19 protein-coding genes are annotated in these 19,527 nt (G+C 70.6%); 7 read left to right on the forward strand and 12 right to left on the reverse strand.

Going from position 1 to position 19,527, the window contains the following annotated elements; translation table 11 throughout:
• The first annotated feature begins 150 nt into the window (after positions 1-150).
• The 3 genes from BUB75_RS47405 (at position 151) to BUB75_RS37975 (ending at position 1,572) form a co-directional block, all read left to right on the forward strand.
• On the forward strand, positions 151-327 hold the full coding sequence (locus BUB75_RS47405) for a hypothetical protein (RefSeq protein WP_218618014.1): 177 nt from the start codon (positions 151-153) through the stop codon (positions 325-327).
• Positions 328-557: 230 nt separating this feature from the next.
• Positions 558-1,043 (forward strand): hypothetical protein, encoded by a 486-nt coding sequence (locus BUB75_RS37970; protein WP_073264564.1) that lies wholly within the window; start codon positions 558-560, stop codon positions 1,041-1,043.
• Positions 1,044-1,305: 262 nt separating this feature from the next.
• The gene (locus BUB75_RS37975) at positions 1,306-1,572 is read left to right on the forward strand and encodes a hypothetical protein (protein WP_143175679.1); all 267 of its coding nucleotides are present in this window, start codon (positions 1,306-1,308) and stop codon (positions 1,570-1,572) included.
• A gap of 463 nt (positions 1,573-2,035) precedes the next feature.
• Here the strand turns inward: BUB75_RS37975 and BUB75_RS37980 are convergent, their stop codons facing one another.
• Entirely contained in the window at positions 2,036-2,512 is a 477-nt protein-coding gene (locus tag BUB75_RS37980) for a hypothetical protein (RefSeq protein ID WP_073264568.1), read from the reverse strand.
• A 506-nt stretch (positions 2,513-3,018) separates the two neighbouring features.
• Positions 3,019-3,291 (reverse strand): hypothetical protein, encoded by a 273-nt coding sequence (locus BUB75_RS37985; protein WP_143175680.1) that lies wholly within the window; start codon positions 3,289-3,291, stop codon positions 3,019-3,021.
• Between the two features lie 125 nt (positions 3,292-3,416).
• Between BUB75_RS37985 and BUB75_RS37990 the strand changes: the two genes are divergently transcribed.
• Positions 3,417-4,535, forward strand: a complete 1,119-nt coding sequence (locus tag BUB75_RS37990) for an acyl-CoA dehydrogenase family protein (protein WP_073264572.1) — start codon at positions 3,417-3,419, stop codon at positions 4,533-4,535.
• Between the two features lie 394 nt (positions 4,536-4,929).
• On the opposite strand, the gene BUB75_RS37995 is transcribed toward BUB75_RS37990, so the two are convergent.
• From BUB75_RS37995 to BUB75_RS38035, 9 genes are all read right to left on the reverse strand, one after another.
• Positions 4,930-5,358: a VOC family protein gene (locus BUB75_RS37995; protein ID WP_073264574.1), complete on the reverse strand. Its 429-nt coding sequence runs from the start codon at positions 5,356-5,358 to the stop codon at positions 4,930-4,932.
• Positions 5,359-5,362: 4 nt separating this feature from the next.
• On the reverse strand, positions 5,363-6,235 hold the full coding sequence (locus BUB75_RS38000) for a helix-turn-helix domain-containing protein (RefSeq protein WP_073264734.1): 873 nt from the start codon (positions 6,233-6,235) through the stop codon (positions 5,363-5,365).
• A 10-nt stretch (positions 6,236-6,245) separates the two neighbouring features.
• Entirely contained in the window at positions 6,246-6,635 is a 390-nt protein-coding gene (locus BUB75_RS38005) for an MmcQ/YjbR family DNA-binding protein (RefSeq protein ID WP_073264576.1), read from the reverse strand.
• Positions 6,636-6,644: 9 nt separating this feature from the next.
• Positions 6,645-9,926, reverse strand: a complete 3,282-nt coding sequence (locus BUB75_RS38010; RefSeq protein WP_073264578.1) for an NACHT and WD40 repeat domain-containing protein — start codon at positions 9,924-9,926, stop codon at positions 6,645-6,647.
• 82 nt (positions 9,927-10,008) lie between these two features.
• Entirely contained in the window at positions 10,009-10,341 is a 333-nt protein-coding gene (locus tag BUB75_RS38015; protein WP_073264580.1) for a TfoX/Sxy family protein, read from the reverse strand.
• A gap of 64 nt (positions 10,342-10,405) precedes the next feature.
• Entirely contained in the window at positions 10,406-11,914 is a 1,509-nt protein-coding gene (gene glpK, locus BUB75_RS38020; RefSeq protein ID WP_073264582.1) for a glycerol kinase GlpK, read from the reverse strand.
• Between the two features lie 74 nt (positions 11,915-11,988).
• The gene (locus tag BUB75_RS38025; protein ID WP_073264584.1) at positions 11,989-13,701 is read right to left on the reverse strand and encodes a glycerol-3-phosphate dehydrogenase/oxidase; all 1,713 of its coding nucleotides are present in this window, start codon (positions 13,699-13,701) and stop codon (positions 11,989-11,991) included.
• 57 nt (positions 13,702-13,758) lie between these two features.
• Positions 13,759-15,264 carry a glycerol kinase GlpK gene (glpK, locus tag BUB75_RS38030; RefSeq protein WP_073264586.1) on the reverse strand — a complete coding sequence of 502 codons (1,506 nt, stop codon included), beginning with the start codon at positions 15,262-15,264 and terminating at the stop codon, positions 13,759-13,761.
• Between the two features lie 29 nt (positions 15,265-15,293).
• Entirely contained in the window at positions 15,294-16,148 is an 855-nt protein-coding gene (locus BUB75_RS38035) for an MIP/aquaporin family protein (protein WP_073264588.1), read from the reverse strand.
• A 140-nt stretch (positions 16,149-16,288) separates the two neighbouring features.
• Between BUB75_RS38035 and BUB75_RS38040 the strand changes: the two genes are divergently transcribed.
• Positions 16,289-17,047 (forward strand): IclR family transcriptional regulator, encoded by a 759-nt coding sequence (locus tag BUB75_RS38040; RefSeq protein WP_073264590.1) that lies wholly within the window; start codon positions 16,289-16,291, stop codon positions 17,045-17,047.
• Positions 17,048-17,153: 106 nt separating this feature from the next.
• Positions 17,154-17,738: a DUF2238 domain-containing protein gene (locus tag BUB75_RS38045; RefSeq protein ID WP_073264592.1), complete on the forward strand. Its 585-nt coding sequence runs from the start codon at positions 17,154-17,156 to the stop codon at positions 17,736-17,738.
• Here the strand turns inward: BUB75_RS38045 and BUB75_RS38050 are convergent.
• Positions 17,717-18,262: a hypothetical protein gene (locus tag BUB75_RS38050; RefSeq protein WP_073264594.1), complete on the reverse strand. Its 546-nt coding sequence runs from the start codon at positions 18,260-18,262 to the stop codon at positions 17,717-17,719. The genes BUB75_RS38045 and BUB75_RS38050 overlap by 22 nt on opposite strands.
• Positions 18,263-18,364: 102 nt before the next feature.
• On the opposite strand from BUB75_RS38050, the gene BUB75_RS38055 reads away from it, so the two are divergent.
• Positions 18,365-19,522, forward strand: a complete 1,158-nt coding sequence (locus BUB75_RS38055; RefSeq protein ID WP_073264596.1) for a glycoside hydrolase family 16 protein — start codon at positions 18,365-18,367, stop codon at positions 19,520-19,522.
• Positions 19,523-19,527: the final 5 nt, after the last annotated feature.

Here is a 19,527-nt window from a genome sequence, read left to right on the forward strand (position 1 = left end):
GGCGGAACGACTTCAGCAATCGCCCGTCCTACCAGGGGCTCCTTCGCGTCATCCCACCGCCCTGACCTCAGTGGACAGAGGTTGAAAAAGGCTCACTGGCACGATGGTGACATCCAACGTCTGCCGCTCCGGCCGGCGGAGCCTGGGGCCATGACCGGCGTCGCGCGGTGGATGTACGACACCGCCTCCCAACACAACGAACACACGTTGGCGGCCGGTCTCACCCATCTGTTCGGCGACGCGGTCTGTCCTCACTGTGGCCACGTCTTCGGCGTAGCGGATCGTCGCGAGACCACCAACGAGGGTCTGTCAGAAGCCTCTTGCTGAACCCCGTGACGGGGAGGCGGTGGCCGGTATAGCGGACCAGGTGTCCAGGACGTTTTCAGCCGCAGGTTCGGCCGGTGACGGCAGAACACGGCAGATGATTGCAATCGATCTTGGCCAGAAGAACGAAAGGTTGACGGTCGGGGATATGATGGTCGCCTTGTTCCAGGTCGGACGCTGTACCGGTTGATGCTGGCTGGTCCGGCCGATTCTCGGGAAAGCGGAGCGCTGGTGTGGGCAACGCGATGAAGCGCGGACAGTTGCTCCAATGGCTGCACAGCATCGGTGATGGCGTGGTTTCGGATGACACTCTCGGTGAATGCCTCGATGGCTTGAAGGCGATTCCTTCAGATGTCTCGATAGCGGGCGCAAAAGTGCGGATCAGCACCCACCTCTGGCGGGACTTCATGCCGACGTGTCCGCCGGACGGCCGTCCCTTGATCGCCGCCGTTACGGTAACCACGGATCCGCCGTCGCCCCTGCCGCCAGCGATCCAGGCTGTCCGACTCGTGCTCGTCTACGGCTCGACGCTCTGGATTACTCGGGTTATCGAGGAGCATCACTGGATGCGGAATGATTCGCGATTCGAAGTGATCGCCCGAGAGGGACCCAAGTGGGGCCCGGACGTTCTTGTTGACGCAGTTCTCGAGCTCCGCGCCGGCGACGGTCATTCATACCTGGTTCGCGCCGGTGAGCAGCTGATCCGCCGCACCAGTTGACCGGAAATCGTGCTGACGGGACGCGCACTCTACTCGGCGCGACCGGGAGCCGAGCCGCCGCGCCACCGGTCCGCTAAGTGACGAGCTGATTGCGGCACGAGAGTGATCTCCGTAGGGTCAGGGGCGAAAGGCCAGAAGCGAATCGCTGAGTAGTCAACGTCATGGCAGGCCGCACTAGGTTGACTACTCCGCAGACGATCAACGCTCCGCGGTGCGGTCGGTCGACTGCCCAGGCCCGGCGACTGGACTCATGGAGATCAGGGTGTTCATCGACATCTACTTCACAGACGAGTGTCGGGTCGACCGGGACGACATCGAAGACGCCTTGGCCGCCCTAGACGGATTCGAGGTGGTCGGCGCGGGCACCGGGGAACGCGGGAGTAACATCGACCTTGAGGTCGATGACTCGGTCTCTGGAGCTGACGCCGTCAGGTCTGTGAAGAGCGTGCTGCGCCAACTCGATGTTGATCGCGGCACCCACCTGCGATTGACCGGCACTACTAGGGACGACGCGGCGAAAGCTCACTAACCGCCGCTCGGACGGCTCGCGATCACCGGAAGCAGCTGCTTTCAGGCCGAATGGAGGCTTCGACGCTGCGCGAAGGGCTCAGCGCCTCGTTCATGTCTTCCCCTCCCAGGACAGATGCCGGTCCGCGGCGAGCCTAAGGCGGGCTCGCCGCGGACCTCTCCAGGCCTGCGGCGCCGGCGGCAACTGAGGCGTGTGTCCGGACACCGGTTAATGGTTGTCGTCCGATGTTAGGTGGCGATCATCGGCCAGCCAGTCGTGCCAACCTGGGGCGAGGGTCCGTTCGCTGGCGCCGGTGGCCGCGGCGGCCTGGGCGTAGAAGCTGCGGTATTGCCAGGACTGGAGCAAGGCGAGGTCACGCCGCCAGCTGGGGTTGATCAAGGCACGCTGGTGACGGCGCAGTGACTGGGTGGCTCCCGAAACCTGCGCATCAACGCCACAGCTCGAATTGAGAGGGTCAGACGACCTACTTTCTAGACTTCGACTCCGAGACAATCGACAGGTCGAGTCCGCTCCGAGTAGCACTTCCGATCTCGTCGACCGACGCGTCAGGAGATATAGTCATCTGCTTCTCCGGAAGGTACAGGAACCCGCTACCTCGGCGGTTCCGGTTACGCGTAGGAACGATGACATATGCACCTCCGGCATCCCGTTCGATCCCAACGGAAAGGGTGTCCTTCGCGAAGGCGGTGTAAGACTTGACGTTCGCCTCCTTCAGGATCGGACGCAGGAACTTCTCGCTTTCTTCCACGGAAACATCCACTGGGTCGTCGCCTCTACGCAGGCCTTCCTGAATCAAGGCGCCAAGTTGCCCGTCCGGAACGTCGATAGAGACCGCCTTGCACCAACCGTTGGCGACAGTCCACCCCTCCATGTTGTGGGAGGAGCTGGATATATAGAGCAGCCTGTCAGTGCGTTGATAAACCTGAACCCATCCGCTCATCTCACCACCGCGAAACTCACATCGATTCCTCGAGCGGCCCCGTATCGATGGCCCCAGTCCCCGCCATCCTGACGGCCTTCAACCGCTACCGGAAGCTGATCCCACAAGGCGAAGTCGCTACTCACGTCGCGGATTCTAGACAACCGGCTGCCGGGACTTGCCGAACGCCCGCCCATCGACATGACCGAGCATGAGCGCACCCGCGGGATGATCGTCGGTGCATCCCGCGAAGAAACACCCACGGCCAATTCCTCGCCAACGCGACCACGCGCTCGCTCCGCTGAACCACCGACGGAGCCCAGGCCACCTTCCAAGCAGGCTCTTCGCTCGCGCGGTTCCCGGCCGACCCGCGGCGGTCAGGGTGCGGGCTCGGTGGGCGGCGCTGCGTCGGGACGCGGGCCGGCCGGACGGTTCGTCGCCGGCGTCTCGTCGTCCGGCGCGAACGCCTCCGCGCCCACGCCGGTGTTCCCGCCCGCGGGTGGGGGCCGCGGGCGCGGGCGGGCGGATCAGGCACCGATCCGGCCGGTGCCGCGACAGAAGAAACACTGCCGGGTACGTAAGCGGCGTGCGGCCACGAACGTCGTCGAGCCCCGGCCGTGGCAGTACGCGCAGAGGTCGGGATGACGGTGCGGCCAGCTGCGGACCATCCAGGGCGCGGCCGCCGCCGCCCCGAGTACCAGCAGCACATAGGTTGCCAGGTGCATCCCGGTCGCGCCGAGCACCCGCTCGGCCGCGAAGACGCCGAATACCAGCACGATGATCGCCACGACGAGTCTCACGGCGTCCCCCAGCGGATCGTGGTCCTGCTACCCCACGCCCGAGTAAGAACGACGCAATCGCGACAAGTCAATACATCGAGAAACCCTCGGTGTATAACCGGCCTCCACCGTCCATAGTGTCATCCATGACGACCGACACCCTCGGCCCCTACCGCCTCACCGACGCCGAGCAGTCACTGCTGACCACCGTCACCGAACTCGCCACGGGTTTCGCCGAGACCGCCGCTGACCTGGACGAACGCGCCGAGATCCCGATCGAGAACCTGCGGGCGCTGACCGCCGCCGGCGTCGAGCGGGCCGTGCTGCCGAAAGACGTCGGCGGCGAGGGCGTCGGTTACCAGGCGTTCGGCGAGCTGATCCGGGTTCTCGCGCAGGCCGAGCCGTCGACCGCCACGATTTTCCTGATGCACGCGGGCGCCGGGATCGCGCTGGCGCAGCTGACCGCACCGACGCTCGGCAGCTACTACGCGGACGAGTTCCTGCGCGGCGCCCGGTTCGCCAACGCGCTGTCGGAGCCGGCCAGCGGCAATACGTTCCTGCAGCCGCAACAGGTCGCTTTGCCCACCGCTGGTGGTCACACACTCGACGGTGCCAAGCGGTTCGTGTCCGGCAGCGAGATCGCCGAACACCTGCTGGTCAACGCGCTGGTGGACGACGTCCCCACGTTCTTCGGCGTGGAACCGGACGAGACCGTCGAGACGATTCCGATCTGGGACACTCTCGGGCTGCGCGCCACCCGCAGTCAGCTCCTCACGTTCCACCGGACGCTGCTCCGCGAGGACCGCCGCGGCCGCGGGCTGCTGCCGACCGACTTCGCCGCGATCCCGGCCGGGTTGCCGTCGATCTCGCTGGGTATCGCGGATGCCGCCCTCGGCGCCCTGGTCGGCCACGCCCGGAGCCGGGTCATCCAGGGCCGCCCGCTCGCCCACCAGCAGTGGGTCCAGTTCGAAGTCGCGGCGGTGGAGAGCCGGTTGGAGGCGGCCAAGGCGTACACCCGGCTGGCGCTCTGGCACGCCGACAGCGGCCTGCCGCAGACGTTCGGCAGCCTGTCGCGGGCGAAGCTGCTCGCGAACCGGGTCGCGGTGGAGGTTGCCCAGCTCGGCGTCCGGATCGGCGGCGCGTCCGGGTACCTGAAGACCTCGCCGATCCAGCGTCACCTGCGGGACGCCGAGGCCGGGCAGCTGATGGCGTACTCGACCGAGGTGCTGTCCGGCCAGGTGGGCCAGGAGATCCTGGGGATCTGATCCAGGCTGCTCCAGATCGGATCACCGCGGAACGAGCCAGGGGTGGCGGCGGCGAACTCGTGGAAGTCCCGGTGCATGTGGGACTGATCGGACTGGGAGAGGTCCGCGCAGCTCCACGATCCGCCGCGAGGCGTCCGCGATCTCGGCATCGGGACGACGGTGGTCCGGTAGCGGAGCGTCACCTCGTCCTGGAGGAGTGCGAAGCGCTCTTCCCAGTCCGGGCCTGCCGCACGCGGTTGACCAGCCGCTCCGCGTGCGCTCCCCAGACATCATCGAGGACGACGAGCGCGGCCGGTCGCGCCGGCTGGAGCCCGCCGCAGCGGCTGCCCGGCACGGACGCCGACCCCGAGCGGTGGTACGCGGCCGGGGTCTGCGGTCCGGCGGGGGTGCCGGCTCAGTGCGGGTGCCCTCGATAGGTGCCGAACGACCAGAGGTTGCCCTCCGGGTCGCGGGCGGCGAAGTCCCGGGAGCCGTAGTCGGTGTCGAACGGCTTCCGGACGATCTCCGCCCCGGCCGCGACGGCTCGCTCGTGGATCTCGTCCGTCCGAGTGGTCACGACGTAGGCGCCGAACCCGCCTGGCGGCAGCTTCCAGATGTGCTCCGGGTCGTCCCGGACGGCCCCGAGCATCACACCGCCGCCCTCCGGCCAGGCCAGCTCGGCGTGCTGGATGACGCCGCCGTCCTCGTAGGCCACCACCTCCTGGAAACCGAACGCGGCGACCAGGAAGTCGATGATGGCCCTGGCGTCGCGGGCCGACAGCGTCGGCCACACCATGGGCGGCGGGTCAGTAGGAGTGCTGTGGGCTGCAGTCGTCTCTGTCATGACCTCAGCCTGCCTCCGGAGCGTCCCCGTGCGCTTGGACGAATCGGCTCTCCTCGGCCAGCCACTGGCTGGGAGGTGCACCGGCGAGCTCACGGAAGTCCCGCGCGAGGTGTGCCTGGTCGTAGTAGCCACAGGCGACCGCCAGGTCGGCCAGGCCGAGCCCGTCCCGCCGGTCCATCGGACCGTACGACGGGCGGCGGGTGGCCTCGGTGACGAGGCGGCGGCGGACCCGGTCGAACCGCGCGATCTTGGCCGCGGTCTTCGGCGACACGCCGGTTTCGGCGCCGAACCGGCTGGAGAGCCTGCGCAGGCTCCAGCCGACGGCGTCGGCCGTGTCGGCGACGGTACGGTCGCCGGCGACGAGCAGGCGCCAGGCTTCGGTGAGCTCCGGCGCGGGGTCGGGGCGGTGCCGGCCCGCGCAGGCCCGCGTCAGGACGGCGTCCAACACCGCGAAGCGGGCCGGCCAGGTCGCCGCGGCGCGCAACCGTTCGTGCAGTTCGACGGCGATCGGTCCGAGCACGTCCTCGCCGCAGACGTCGAGGTGGCCGATCTCGCCGGCCGGCAGGCCGAGCAGCGCGCGGGCGCCGAGCGGGTGCAGCGCGAGCTGCACCCCGGACTGCCTGCCGTCGTGGGTGATCAACGCCGGGACGGTGTGCAGACCGCCGACCAGCGTCGTGTAGGTACCGCCCGGCTGCCCCGGGTCCGGGTGCGCCTCGATGACCAGCGGGTCGTCGATGGTGATGATCATCGTCAGGTACGGCGAGGGCAGGCCGCGGTGCCGCCCCGGGGCGATGCCCGCCTGCCGGTACCCGGTGTACCAGGCGACGTAGGGCCGCAGCGCCGGGGCGGGCCGAGCCTGGACCGCCTCGTCGATCACCACCCCATCATCACCCCCGCGCGTCGAGGAACGCGCGGGCAACCCGTTTGGGCGCGCGGAGCAGCCAGGCCTCGGTGATGACCTCGGCGAGTTCCTCGACGTCGATGCGGTCGAGCCGGACGAGCACCGCCGCGTAGCCGTCGAAGTGCGGAATCGTGAAGTAGACGTCGGGGTCGTCGGCGATCAGCGCCTCCTTCACGCCCTCGTCGGCGACCCGAACGCCGAGGATCGGGCCGTCCGGGGCGGTGTCGCCGAGCTGCGTGAGGTCGGTCTTGCGCAGCGGCCGGTCCCAGACGAACGCCTTGTCGCGGACCTTCCACGCCGGGGTGCCGTACGAGACGGCTTCGGTGGTCTCCGGCAGCGCGAGGGCGAGCCGGCGCACGTCGTCCCAGGTAGCCATAGATCGACCTTAGGGCGTCACTTCGAGGTCCCAGCGACGGATCGTGTCGTCGTCGCTGGTGCTGACCAGCCACCGGCCGTCCACGCTCACCGCGAGCTGCCGGATGCCGTCCGTGTGGCCGACCAGCGGAGCACCGATGCGGAGACCGGTGCGTGTGGACCACCGCTGGATCACACCGTCCTCGTCGCCGGTGACGACCAGGTCCGCCAGCGGGCTCGCCGCGACCACCTGCGCGTCGTCGATCGAGTGCCCTACGGTCTTGCCGGTCGCCGGGTCCCAGAGCTTCAGATCGACGTCGTGCACGCTGCCGACGAGCACGTCACCGTGCCGCGAGAACGCGAGAAGGAGGAGGTCACGGTACTCGCCGCCGACCCCGCGGAGCACGATCTGTCTCGTCCGCTTGCCGGTCGTCAGGTCGTAGAGACGCACGAACGTGCCGCAGGACACCGCCACCGATCGTCCGTCCGGGCTCAGGGCCATCCCCTCGGCCGCCCGGACACGTTCGCCCGGTACGGCGGGCTCCGCGCACGGCCGCACCGCCGGTTGACGCACCACCGTCGGGCGTGGTGGCTGCTCACCCGACGTGGACGCGCTGTCGCTGTGCCAGATCGAGTCCCGCCGCCACAGCCGCACGGCCCCGTCCCGCCCGAGGACCGCCACCGACTCACCGTCGGCGCCGAACGCGACGGCGCGCGCGTCGCGGGTCAGGTCGGCGAGCGGGCCGGACACGGGTTTGGCGCGGTCCGCGTCCCAGAGTGCGGTGGTGCCTCGGCGGACGGCCGCGAGGTACCGGCCGTCGGGGCTGAATGCCCAGTGTTCGGTGTCGTCGTCCACCAGCGCGTTCCAGCCACGGCTCAGGCCGGTGCTGCCGAACGTCCATAAGTTGCCGACGTGATCGAGGATGTGCACGGAACCGTCGGGGCGGACCGCGACCCTGTCGACTGCCCAGGCGTACCCCGCGGTGAGCGTGTGCGACCGGTCCCGCGGCAGCTTCGCCGACACCGTCGGCACGAGGAGGACCGCACTGACCGTCAGCCAGACGACGGCGGCCCAGGCTGCGCTGAGTCGCCGCGGCGAGGGTGCGTCCGCCGCGCCCGGCTCGGTCAGCAGGCGGCTGATCAGTTGTTCCTGCAGGCTCGCGTGCCGGAACTGGTACTGACCGCCGGACTGCCGGAGCAAGCCGGCCTCCTGCGCGTACGACAGGAAGGTCAACAGACGCAGCGGAAGCCTCCGGGAAGCCCTCAGCGCCACGCGCGCCACCGTGAACCGCCCCCACGCCCTGGTGAGCACGACGACAAGGGCTATCAGCGCACCGACCAGCCCGGCGATCACCAGGATCGCCACGACGTCCTCCGTCGTGCTCGCCCACCACGCGCTGAGACCCCAACCGGCACGCTCGCCCCAGGACGGCTCCCCCGGCGCCCCGGGCCCTTCGACGAGCAGCTGTGAGACGAGGTCGCCGAGGAACGCCCCGACGATGATCAGCGGCCCCCACGTCAGAACGACCACGACACCGCACGCTGCCGCGCTGAACAGCGCGGCGCGGAAGTCCTCCCGGAGCAGCCCGAGCGCGGTGGCTTCTCGCGAGCTCTCCGCCGGCCCGGAGAACCACACGTCCATCGCCCGGACGAGTGCGACTCCGACGGCCAGCCCGGTTCCGCCTCCGATCAGCGCGCTGACGGCGCGGACCCCTTCCAACGTCCAGCTGCCGGACGCGACCGCGGCGAAGAGGACGGCGGCCGCGGTCGCCAGCAGGACCATCTGCAGCCCGGGCACCAGCGTGCGGCCGAACGCCGTGCCCACCCGGCGGGCCGTCCCCGGCGAGAAGAGCACCAGGCGGGTGGGGCGGCGCCCAGAGGACATCGACCAGCTCATCCCGGCCGCGATCGCGACGGCCGCGCCGATCAGCCCGGAATTGATCAGCGACGTCTCGATGCTCGCCCCGACGATCGTCACCGCGATCAGCGCCGACACCAGGGCGAGCAGCGACCCGCCTGCGACGAGGACGGCGAACAGCGCCACCTGCGGGGGTAAGCGGTCGCTCATCCGCCACCAGGCGAGGTCCCGTTCCCGGTACGCGTGCAGGTACCGGGCCAGGTAGGTGAGCCACCGCTGGGCGTCCTCGGGGCTCCAGTGGGGCGGTGCCCCAGGGGCTGCCCGGCGGCGGGGCTCCACGAACGACGCCTCGATGATCCTGGCGTGCAGGTAGTCCTCGATCGCATGCCGATTCTCGAACCGGGCCGCGTCCAGCAACTCGGCGGGATCACCTCCGCACCGGTCGTAGATCGTCCGGGTCATCCAGACGGTGAGCGGGGTGGACAGCGCCAGCGCCACCGGGCTGTCCGGGGTGTCCCGGAGCGCGGCGAATACCGGCTCCCAGGACATCTCGGCCGGCCACGCCACCCGTCCCAGGTACTCGACGACGTCGTCCGGCTCCAGCGGGTTGACCTCGATGACCGGAGCGCGGCGCAGCGCCGGGGCGCCGCCGGCGATGACGTCCTCGTACTCCGCGGCGCGGCAGGTGACGACGATCGGGCGGTCGTCGGCGATCGCCCGGTTGATCCGGCGGACCGCCTCGCGCCGCGCCGCCTCGGGTACCTCGTCCAGCCCGTCGACGACCGGTAGCAGGAGATTCTGCTCCAGGAGCAGCCGGGGCAGCGCCGGGGAGCCGGCGAACTGGGCGTCGGCCAGCGAGCGCACGAACCAGTCCTCCATGGACTCCACGACCGGATCCCAGGTCGAGGCGGACAGCAGGACCGGGACCGGGGTGCCCTCGGTGCGATCGCGGACGAGCCCGAGGGTCAGCAGCAGCGCGAGGACCGTCTTTCCGGTGCCCGGCTGTCCGAGGATGACGAGGCGGCGGCTCTCGATCGCGCGATAACCCGCGGCCAGCTCCTCGATCAGCTGCTCGAACGGGCTGGACATGGCCCCGTCACCGCCGAACGTCACGGTCGACGCCGGGGCCACCGGGGCGCCGTCCACGACGGGCCGAGCGGTGGGCGACCACGTCACGCGAACGACACGGTGCTGCTCCAGGCCGCGCTGGGACGCCTCGTTCGTCCACTGGGCGTTGAGGGATTTCGCCAGGTCACGGGCCACGACCTCGGGGTCGGGGGGCTGACGCGGGGGCCTCCAGCTGGAGACCATCTGGACGGCCAGCCCGAACAGGCTGACGACGACGCCGACGACCACGGCGCTCACGGTCAGGCTCGTCACCAGCGCCAGAACGGCGAAGGTCACGAGCGCACCACCGAAGACGTACGCGAGCGTCTTCCCCCGGTTGGACACCATGAGTCCCCCAACTCCCCCGCACCGGGCCCTTTCATAGCAGCCTTCACCGACAGCCGCGACGGCTCGAAGGTGGTCGGGCGCTCTAACGCCGGGCGCGTAGCTCCTGGCGGAGATGGGCGAGCGCGGCCTCGGCGAACAGGCTCCACTGCCCGGAGTGGTCGGCCGGGACGGCCACCCAGTCCTTCAGCGGGCGTTGCTTGCCGGACGGATCGAACAGTTCCGCACCCGCCAGCCCGAGCGCGTCGGTGTGGGCGCGGGTCCCCGCGCCGAGCCGGAACACCATGTCGTCGCTGTGCACGACCGCGAAGACCTTGCTGTCGAGCTTCAACGCCCGACTGCCGAACAACTTGGCGGTGTGCACGCCCTCGGGCGCCAGTTCGTCGACGATGTCGTCGAAGTACTCGTCCGGACTCATGCCACGGGTATAGCCGCCCCCTCCGACAATTCCGCTGGACGCGAGGTCACCGAGCCTGGAGCCGCTATCCCGGGTGGTGAGCGCCGGGTTTGATCCAGCCGAACGTCCGCTCCACCGCCCGCTGCCAGTTGTCGTACTCCTCCGCCCGCCGATCGGCCGCCATCGCCGGCATCCACTGCGCCGCGCGGTGCCAGTTCTGGCTCAGCGCGGCCAGGTCCGCCCAGTACCCCACGGCCAGCCCCGCCGCGTACGCGGCTCCCAGCGACACGGTCTCGGCGACCATCGGCCGCACCACCGGCACGTCCAGGACGTCGGCGAGGAATTGCATCAGCAGGTTGTCCGACGTCATCCCGCCGTCGACCCGTAGCGTCCGCAGTTCGAGGCCGGAGTCGGCGTTCATCGCGTCGACGACCTCGCGGGTCTGCCACCCGGTCGCTTCCAGCACGGCCCTGGCCAGGTGGCCCTTGGTGATGTACGAGGTCAGACCCACGATGACGCCGCGGGCCTCGCTCCGCCAGTATGGCGCGAACAACCCGGAGAACGCCGGGACGATGTAACAGCCGCCGTTGTCCTCCACGGTGCGGGCCAGCGTCTCGATCTCCGGCGCGGTGCTGATCAGCCCGAGCGAATCGCGGAACCATTGCACCAGCGACCCGGTGATCGCGATCGACCCCTCCAGCGCGAACGTCGCCGCCTCGCCGCCGATCTGGTACCCGACCGTCGAAAGCAGACCGTGCGTCGACTGCACGACCTCGGCACCGGTGTTCAGCAGCAGGAACGACCCGGTGCCGTACGTGCACTTCGCATCGCCCGGCGCGAAACACACCTGCCCGAACAGCGCGGCCTGCTGGTCGCCCAGCGCCGCGGTGATCGACACCCCCGGCAGCACCGTCGAGCAGACCCCGTACACCTCGGCCGACGACCGGATCTCCGGCAGGATCCCCGCCGGGATGCCGAAGAACTCGAGTTGCTCCGGGCTCCACTGCAGCGTCCGCAGGTCCATCAGCATGGTCCGGCTCGCGTTGGTGACGTCGGTGACGTGGACACCCCCGGTCAGGTTCCAGATCAGCCAGGTCTCCATCGTGCCGAACAGGATCTCGCCCCGCTCGGCCCGTTCCCGCAGGCCCGGCACGTGCGCGAACTGCCACCGCAGCTTCGGCGCGGAGAAGTACGTGGCCAGCGGTAACCCGCAACGCGTCTCGACGTCCTTGGCGTCGGCGTGCGCGGCCAGTTCCTCCACCACGCCGTCGGCCCGCATGTCCTGCCAGACCAGCGCCTGCCCGATCGGCTCCCCGGTGCGCCGGTCCCAGAGCACACACGTCTCGCGCTGGTTCGCGATGCCGATCCCGACCACCTGTGAGGCGTCGATACCGGCTTCGGCGACCGCGCGCGGCACGATCCGCCGCACGTTGCGCCAGATCTCCAGCGCGTCGTGCTCCACCCAGCCCGGCCGCGGGTAGAGCTGGCGGTGCTCGCGCTGCGCGACCGACACCAGGCGTCCGCGCTGGTCGAACACGATGCATCGGGTGGAGGTGGTTCCCTGGTCGATCGCGATCACGTAGCGCGACACCATCACCCGGTCTCCTCCCGGTCGCGTCCTGCGCCGGCTTCCGTGAACAGCGTAAGTCGCTCAGCGCACTGCCACGGTCACGATCCGACTAAAGGAACCACATCCGCGGCGCCCAGCCGCGTCGCGTCCGCGGTCTCGTCGTCCGGTTGATCCTGCGAAGCCCGTTCGGCCTCGACCCGTCGCTGATAGTGCTTGACCTCCCGGTCGACCTGTTCGTCGCTCCAGCCCAGCACCCCGGCCATCAGCAGCGCCGCCGGCCGGGCCGCGGTGACGCCGCGGTCGGCGACCTCGATCGAGATCCGGGTCCGGCGGGTCAGCGCGTCCTCCAGGTGCCGCGCGCCCTCGTGCGAGGCGGCGTACGCGATCTCGACCCGCAGGTAGTCCTCGGCGCCCTCCAGCGGAGCGCGCAGCCCCGGATCGTCGGCCATCAGCGCCAGCAGCTCGTCGATCAGCGACCCGTACCGGTTGAGCAGGTGCTCGATCCGGGCCACGTGCAGGCCCGACCGCGCGGCCAGCGTGTGCCGCTGGTTGCGCAGCGCGGTGAACCCCTCCGCGCCGAGCAGCGGCACGATCTCCGTGCAGGACTTCGGCGCGCCCCGGTCGAGGTTGTGCACGGCCGCATCGACGGCGTCGCGGGCCATCACCCGGTACGTCGTGTATTTCCCGCCGGCCACCACGACGAGCCCCGGCTGCGGCGACGCCACCGTGTGCTCCCGGGAGAGCTGCGACGTCGACTCGGATTCACCGGCCAGCAGCGGCCGCAGCCCGGCGTAGACGCCGACCACGTCGTCCTTGGTCAACGGGGTGAGCAGCACCTTGTTGACCTCGGTGAGCAGGTACTCGATGTCCCGGCTGGACGCCGCCGGGTGCGCCTTGTCCAGCGCCCAGTCGGTGTCGGTGGTGCCGACGATCCAGTGCCGGCCCCAGGGAATCACGAACAGCACCGACGTCGCGGTCCGCAGGATCAGCCCGGTCGAGGACTGGATCCGGTCGCGGGGCACCAGCAGGTGGATGCCCTTGGACGCCCGGACGTGGAACAGCCCGCGTTCGCCCACCATCGCCTGCGTGTCGTCGGTCCAGACGCCGGTCGCGTTGATCACCTGCTTCGCGCGGATCTCCAGCACCCGGTCGTGCTCCAGGTCGCGCACGCGGACGCCGGTGACCCGCTCGGACTCGCGGAGGAACCCGACCACCGGTGCCCGGGACAGCACGTGCGCGCCGTACGCGGCGGCGGTGCGCACCAGGTACAACGTGTGCCGGGCGTCGTCCACCTGGGCGTCGTAGTACTGCAGGGCGCCGATCAAGGCGTCCTTGCGTAACGACGGGCAGACCCGCAGCGCACCGCGCCGGGACAGGTGCCGGTGGTGCGGCAGCCCACGCCCCCCGGACGCGCTCAGCGCGTCGTAGAGCGCCACCCCCGCACCGGCGTACAGCCGCTCCCAGCCGCGGTGTTTCAGCGGGTAGAGGAACCGGACCGGCCGCACCAGGTGCGGCGCGAGCCGCTGCACCAGCAGGCCACGTTCGTGCAGCGCCTCCCGGACCAGCCCGAAGTCGAGCATCTCCAGGTAGCGCAGGCCACCGTGGATCAGCTTGCTCGACCGGCTGGACGTGCCGCTGGCGAAGTCCCTGGCCTCGATCAGCGCCACGGACAGCCCGCGGGTCACGGCGTCCAGCGCGGTGCCGGCGCCGACCACGCCGCCGCCGATCACCACCACGTCCAGCTCGATGCCGTCGGACAGCGCGTCCAGCGCGCTCCCCCTGGCCTCGGGCGAAAGCCTGCCGGTGTCCATCGTCGTCCTCCCCTGCCGGTGGTGTGGCGGCCGGGGACCGGCCGCCACACCGAAAATTCAGTCGACGTCCACCCAGTCGAGCGTGCGCTCGACCGCCTTGCGCCACTTCGTGTAGCCCTCGGCGCGCCGCTCTTCGTCCCAGCTGGGCTGCCAGCGCTCCGACTCGTTCCAGTTCTCCCGCAGCTCGTCGGTGTTCTTCCAGAACCCGACCGCCAGCCCGGCCGCGTACGCCGCGCCGAGCGCGGTGGTCTCGGCGACCACCGGCCGGCTGACCGGCACGCCGAGGATGTCGGCCTGCAGCTGCATGCACAGGCTGTTGGCCGTCACCCCGCCGTCGACCTTGAGCACCTCGAGGTGGACGCCGGAGTCCTGCTCCATCGCCTCGGCGACGTCCCGGCTCTGGTAGCAGATCGACTCCAGCGTCGCCCGGGCCAGGTGCGCGTTCGTGTTGTACCGGGAGAGCCCGACGATCGCGCCGCGGGCGTCCGAGCGCCAGTACGGCGCGAACAGCCCGGAGAACGCCGGCACGAAGTACACGCCGCCGTTGTCCTCGACCTGGCGGGCCAGCGCCTCGCTCTGCGACGCGCCGCTGATGATCCCGAGCTGGTCGCGCAGCCACTGCACCGCCGAGCCGGTGACCGCGATCGACCCTTCGAGCGCGTACACCGCGGGCTGGTCGCCGAACTGGTAGCAGACCGTGGTCAGCAGGCCGTGCTCGGAGCGCACCAGCTCGGTGCCGGTGTTGAGCAGCAGGAAGTTGCCGGTGCCGTAGGTGTTCTTGGCCTCGCCGGGCGCGAAGCAGACCTGCCCGACGGTGGCCGCCTGCTGGTCGCCCAGGTCACCGGTGAGCAACACCTGCCCGTCCAGCGGGCCGTTCGCGACGACCTCCCCGTACCCGTTCGGGTCGGACGACGGCCGGATCTCCGGCAGCATCGACCGCGGGATGTTGAAGAACGAGAGCAGCTCGTCGTCCCAGTCGAGCGTCTCCAGGTTCATCAGCATCGTGCGGCTGGCGTTCGTCACGTCGGTGACGTGCGACCCGCCGGTGAGGTTCCAGAGCAGCCAGGAGTCGGTGTTGCCGAAGATCGCGTGACCGGCCTCGGCGGCCTCGCGCACCCCGTCGACGTTCTCCAGGATCCACTGGATCTTGCCGCCGGAGAAGTACGTCGCCGGCGGCAGACCGGCCTTCTGCCGGATGGTCTTCCCGCGCTCGTCGCGGTCGAGCGCGGACGCGATCCGGTCGGTGCGGGTGTCCTGCCAGACGATCGCGTTGTAGTAGGGCCGGCCGGTGCGCCGGTCCCACACCACGGTCGTCTCGCGCTGGTTGGTGACGCCCAGCGCCGCGAGGTCGGACGCGGAGATGTTGAGCTTGTTCATCGTGGTGCGGATGACCGACGCCGTCCGCTCCCAGATCTCCACCGGGTTGTGCTCGACCCAGCCGGCCTGCGGCAGGATCTGCTCGTGCTCGAGCTGGTGACGGCCGACCTCGTTACCACCGTGGTCGAAGACCATGAACCGGGTGCTGGTCGTGCCCTGGTCGACTGCGCCGACGAAGTCAGGCATGCGGTTTGCTCCTCGAGGTGAAGTGGCGGTCAGGCGATCTTCTCGGTGGTCCTGGCGTCCCGCGCGTCGGCCGACGGCAGGTCACCCGGCTCCTGCGGCGCGTCGGACGGCAGGAACCGGCCGACGAGCAGACCGTAGAGCGCGGCGCCGACAAGAGCACCGATGATCGGGGCGATGATCGGCACCCAGAAATACAGGTTCCCGTACTGATCACTCCACGCTGTCTCGTACCCGGTCAGGTAGGACGCGAGCCGTGGACCGAAGTCACGGGCCGGGTTGATCGCGTAGCCCGCGTTGGTGCCCCACGCCATGCCGATCGCGACCACCAGGAACCCGACGATGAGCGGCGTCAGGTTCGCCAGCGGGGGGTTGTTGCGCAGGTCGGTCAGCGCCAGGATCACGAACAGCAGGATCGCGGTGCCGATGATCTGGTCGCGGAACGCGCCCCACTCCGACACCGGCAGCGTGCCGTTGCCGGGCAGCGTCGAGAACACGCCCTGGGTCGCGATCGTGTTGCCCGGGTCGACGCTCGCCAGCACCTCGCTGTAGTTCCACCGCACCAGCAGCGCCGCGATGAACGCGCCGAGGGTCTGCGCCGCGATGTAGCCGGGCACCTTCCGCCAGGAGAAGCCCTTGAACACCGCGAGCGCGATCGTCACCGCGGGGTTGAGGTGCGCGCCGCTGATCCGGCCGGCGACGAACACACCCAGCGCGACGCCGAAGCCCCACGCCCACGCGATGCTGTCGTGATCACCGATCTCGCCGCCCACGACCTGGGCGACCACACCACATCCGAACAGGATCAGGATCAGGGTCCCGGCGAACTCCGCCGCCATCTCGCCGACGGTGCCAGGGACTCTCGGGATCTTCCACCGTTCCGCCATTGGACCTCCCGGGGCTGGGGCCGAGGGCCTTCGTCGGCCGTCTCGGCCAGGCACCTGTCAGACGCTAGGAACGCTGCGGGGCGCACTCAACGGCGGGCGTTCGACAATGTCGAACCCGGGCGCATGCTTACGATCGGGACATGCCCGGCTCGGTCCAATCCATCGAGCGGGCCGCGGCGATACTCCGCCTCCTGGGCGGTTCGCCCGGCCCGCTGGGCGTCAGCGAGATCGCCGAAGCGCTCGGGTTGGCCAAGGCGACCGCGCACGGTCTGTTACGGACGCTGCACCGCGTCGGGTTCGTCGACCAGGACCGCAGCGGCGGCAAATACCGGCTGGGCACCGCGCTGCTCGACCTCGGCGGCGGCCGGCTCGACCTCAACGAGCTGCGCTCGCACGCGATCAACTGGGCCGATCCGCTGGCGGCGCGCACCGGCGAAGCGGTACGGATCGGGGCGCTGCAGGGCGCCGCGGTGATCGTCGTCCACCACGTCTTCCGTCCGGACGACACCCAGCAGAAGCTCGACGTCGGCTCCACGCTCCCGGCGCACGCGACCGCGCTCGGCAAGGCGCTGCTGGCCTACGCGCCGAACGCCGCCGTCGTCCTGGCCAAGGGCCTCCCGCCCTACAGCCACCGCACGATCACCGACACCCGGATCCTGCGCGCGGGCCTGGAGGAGGTCCGCGAACGCGGCTGGGCCGCCGAGGTCGAGGAGATGACCGTCGGCCAGGCCGGGATCGCGGTCCCGATCCGCGGGCACGGTGGGCTGGTGGTCGGCGCGATCGGCGTGTCCGGTCCCGTCGACCGGATCTGCGATCCCGGCCTTCGGCCGCGGTCCGCGCTGGTCAACCGCGTGCGCGAGGCCGCCCGCGCGGTCTCCCGCGACCTGGTCAACAACTGATTTTGACGACGCCCGGCACGGCGCCGGAAGGTACCGGGCCGGCATCGGCGCCTAGCTTCGGGGGGCACCGTCCGTCCAGGGGCTGCGCTGCGGCAGACTGCGCGCCGTGCGTCTTCGAAGCTGGGCTGCTCCACTCGTCGTGTTGGCGTTGACCGTGGCCCAGTTGGTGGTGGCCAGCGTCGCGAGCGACCTGCCGCAGTTCGCCGGCAAGGGCTTCGCGGCCCGGCTCGTGCTGTACCCGCTGATGATGCTGGCCGTCCCGGTCGGCTGGTGGCTGGCGCATCGGGGTCAACTGAACACCGCACCCACAGCGGGCTTCACGCTCGTCATGCTGCCGTTCCTGGTCGACGTCTCCGGCAACACGCTCGACCTCTACGACTCGATCACGTGGTGGGACGACGCGAACCACTTCGTCAACTGGTTCCTGCTCTGCCTCGGGCTCGCGCTGGTCCTGGACGTCGCCACGCTCCGGCCGGCCTGGGCACGGGCGGTCGTGGTGATCGGCGGCGGTGCACTGCTGGCACTGCTGTGGGAGCTCGGCGAGTGGTACGCGTTCATCCGGCACGGCACCGAGCTGGACACCGCGTACGAGGACACGCTCGGCGACATGACGCTCGGCACGTGCGGTGCGGTGCTCGCGCTGGTGGTGCTGCTGGTGCTCGCCCGGCGTCAGCGGCCGCCGACCGAGTAGTGCCAGTGGTAGTGGCGGCGGCACGTCTCGGCGTTGCGGCGAACGCCCCACAGCAGCGCGGACGCGTCGGCCCGCTTGACCTTCAGGCCGCACCGCAGGTCCACGGCGCGCCCGGCGTAGTGCAGCGAGCGCCGGCTGTGGCACTGCCCGAACAGGACGTTGATCGTGTACCGGCCGTGGTTCGCCCCGAGGTCGGCGAGGAACCGCAGGATCCGGATGTCCGGCCGGATCCGCACCAGCCGCCCGCCGTGGCAGCGCCGGGACAGGTTGACCCGGCGCCCGGCGGCGATGTCCGCGAGCTGCTGGCTGGCCAGTGACCGGTCGCGGCGATCCGCGGCCTTGCGCGCGGAGTAGTCGTAGATGCCGATCCGCCCGGCGGCCCGCAGCGCGAGGATTTGCTGGGCGAGCTGGGCCGCGGAGTACCGGTTGAACGCGGGGCGGTCCGCGGCGTCGGCCGGGGCCGCGGCGACGATCAGGCTCACGACCAGCGCGAACACGACGCCTGTTCGGCGGAAGAGCAGCATGACGACACTCAAACGCCGGTTCGCCGCCACGAGCAGACGACACGCCCGAACAACCCGATAAGTGCGGTATGAACCATCCCGCGCACGAGACAAGGGGGCGACGTGGGTGGACGGGTGATTGTCGCGGCGCTGGCCGTACTAGCCGCGCTGGTGGTCACTCCGGTGACCCCGGCCGCGGCAGCGGACCTCGTCCTGGACGTATTGACGGTGCCGGCCACCGCCGAGGAGGGCCAGGCGCTCTCGGCCACCGCCCGGCTCCGGACGACCGGCGGGCCGGTGGCCGTGGAGGCGCTCACGGTCGCGGTCCGCGACTCCGACGGCGGCCACTTCGACTTCCCCGGCGCCCACGCGACGACGGTCCCGGCCGAGGGCTACACGTTCACCACCGGCCACCGGACGTTCCCGGCCGGGGACTACGAGATCCAGGTCGCGGTGCAGCTCGCCGGGCGCTGGCTGGACCTGAGGCCGCACCGGTACCTGACCGTGCGGACCAACCCGGTGACGTTCCGCCAGGAGTTCAGCGGCCCGGCCGGAGCGGGCCCGAACTACGGTCTGTCGACCGCGATGTGGTTCGCCGATCCGTGCCGGGAGGGGTGCACCGGGTCGCTCACCCGGTACTCGCCGGACCAGGCGCGGCTCGACGGGCGAGGGCACCTCGCGCTGGTCGCGGAGCGGGTCGCGGACACCGACACCCGGTGCGGTGGTCACTCGTGCCGGTACGCCGGCCCGCGGCTGACGATGCTCGACTGGGTCGGCAACGACGGCGTCGCCGCGTGGTCCCAGCAGGGCGGACACGTCTCCGTGCGGCTGAAGGCCCCGGCGGGCCGGGGGCTGCGGCCGGCGCTCCGGACGGTCGGCGCGGACCAGGCGAGCGCGGGCCTGGCCACCGCCGGGGGCATCGACGTGGTGGAGGCGCCGGGGCACCGGCCGGGCTTCGTGCGGCAGCGAGTCGCGGGCAGCCTGGGCTTCAGCCGGACGGTGCCGCTGCCGGGCGACGGGCGGAGCACCGACTGGCACGTCTACGCGGTGGACTGGCGGTCCGGGCCGGACGGGTACCTGAAGTGGTCGGTGGACGGCGTCCGCACGGCCGAGCTGACCGCGGCGCAGGCGGGGGCCGCCTGGGCGGCGTTCCGGCGGCCGCACGCGCTGGTGCTCGAGCTGGCGGTGGACGACGCGCCGACCGAGCCCGACGCGGCGACGACGTTCCCGGCCACGGCCCTCGTCGACTGGCTCCGCGTCCAGCGCTACCCGATCCAGTAGGGGGC

The sequence above is a fragment of the Cryptosporangium aurantiacum genome, from assembly GCF_900143005.1.
Lineage (GTDB): Bacteria > Actinomycetota > Actinomycetes > Mycobacteriales > Cryptosporangiaceae > Cryptosporangium > Cryptosporangium aurantiacum.

Excerpts from the sequence above, each read along its gene's own strand:
- BUB75_RS47405 (WP_218618014.1), top strand. The coding sequence starts at position 151 with ATGACCGGCGTCGCGCGGTGGATGTACGACACCGCCTCCCAACACAAC.
- BUB75_RS37980 (WP_073264568.1), bottom strand. The coding sequence starts at position 2,512 with ATGAGCGGATGGGTTCAGGTTTATCAACGCACTGACAGGCTGCTCTAT.
- BUB75_RS37990 (WP_073264572.1), top strand. The coding sequence starts at position 3,417 with ATGACGACCGACACCCTCGGCCCCTACCGCCTCACCGACGCCGAGCAG.
- BUB75_RS37995 (WP_073264574.1), bottom strand. The coding sequence starts at position 5,358 with ATGACAGAGACGACTGCAGCCCACAGCACTCCTACTGACCCGCCGCCC.
- BUB75_RS38005 (WP_073264576.1), bottom strand. The coding sequence starts at position 6,635 with ATGGCTACCTGGGACGACGTGCGCCGGCTCGCCCTCGCGCTGCCGGAG.
- BUB75_RS38010 (WP_073264578.1), bottom strand. The coding sequence starts at position 9,926 with ATGGTGTCCAACCGGGGGAAGACGCTCGCGTACGTCTTCGGTGGTGCG.
- BUB75_RS38015 (WP_073264580.1), bottom strand. The coding sequence starts at position 10,341 with ATGAGTCCGGACGAGTACTTCGACGACATCGTCGACGAACTGGCGCCC.
- glpK (WP_073264582.1), bottom strand. The coding sequence starts at position 11,914 with ATGGTGTCGCGCTACGTGATCGCGATCGACCAGGGAACCACCTCCACC.
- BUB75_RS38025 (WP_073264584.1), bottom strand. The coding sequence starts at position 13,701 with ATGGACACCGGCAGGCTTTCGCCCGAGGCCAGGGGGAGCGCGCTGGAC.
- glpK (WP_073264586.1), bottom strand. The coding sequence starts at position 15,264 with ATGCCTGACTTCGTCGGCGCAGTCGACCAGGGCACGACCAGCACCCGG.
- BUB75_RS38035 (WP_073264588.1), bottom strand. The coding sequence starts at position 16,148 with ATGGCGGAACGGTGGAAGATCCCGAGAGTCCCTGGCACCGTCGGCGAG.
- BUB75_RS38040 (WP_073264590.1), top strand. The coding sequence starts at position 16,289 with ATGCCCGGCTCGGTCCAATCCATCGAGCGGGCCGCGGCGATACTCCGC.
- BUB75_RS38050 (WP_073264594.1), bottom strand. The coding sequence starts at position 18,262 with ATGCTGCTCTTCCGCCGAACAGGCGTCGTGTTCGCGCTGGTCGTGAGC.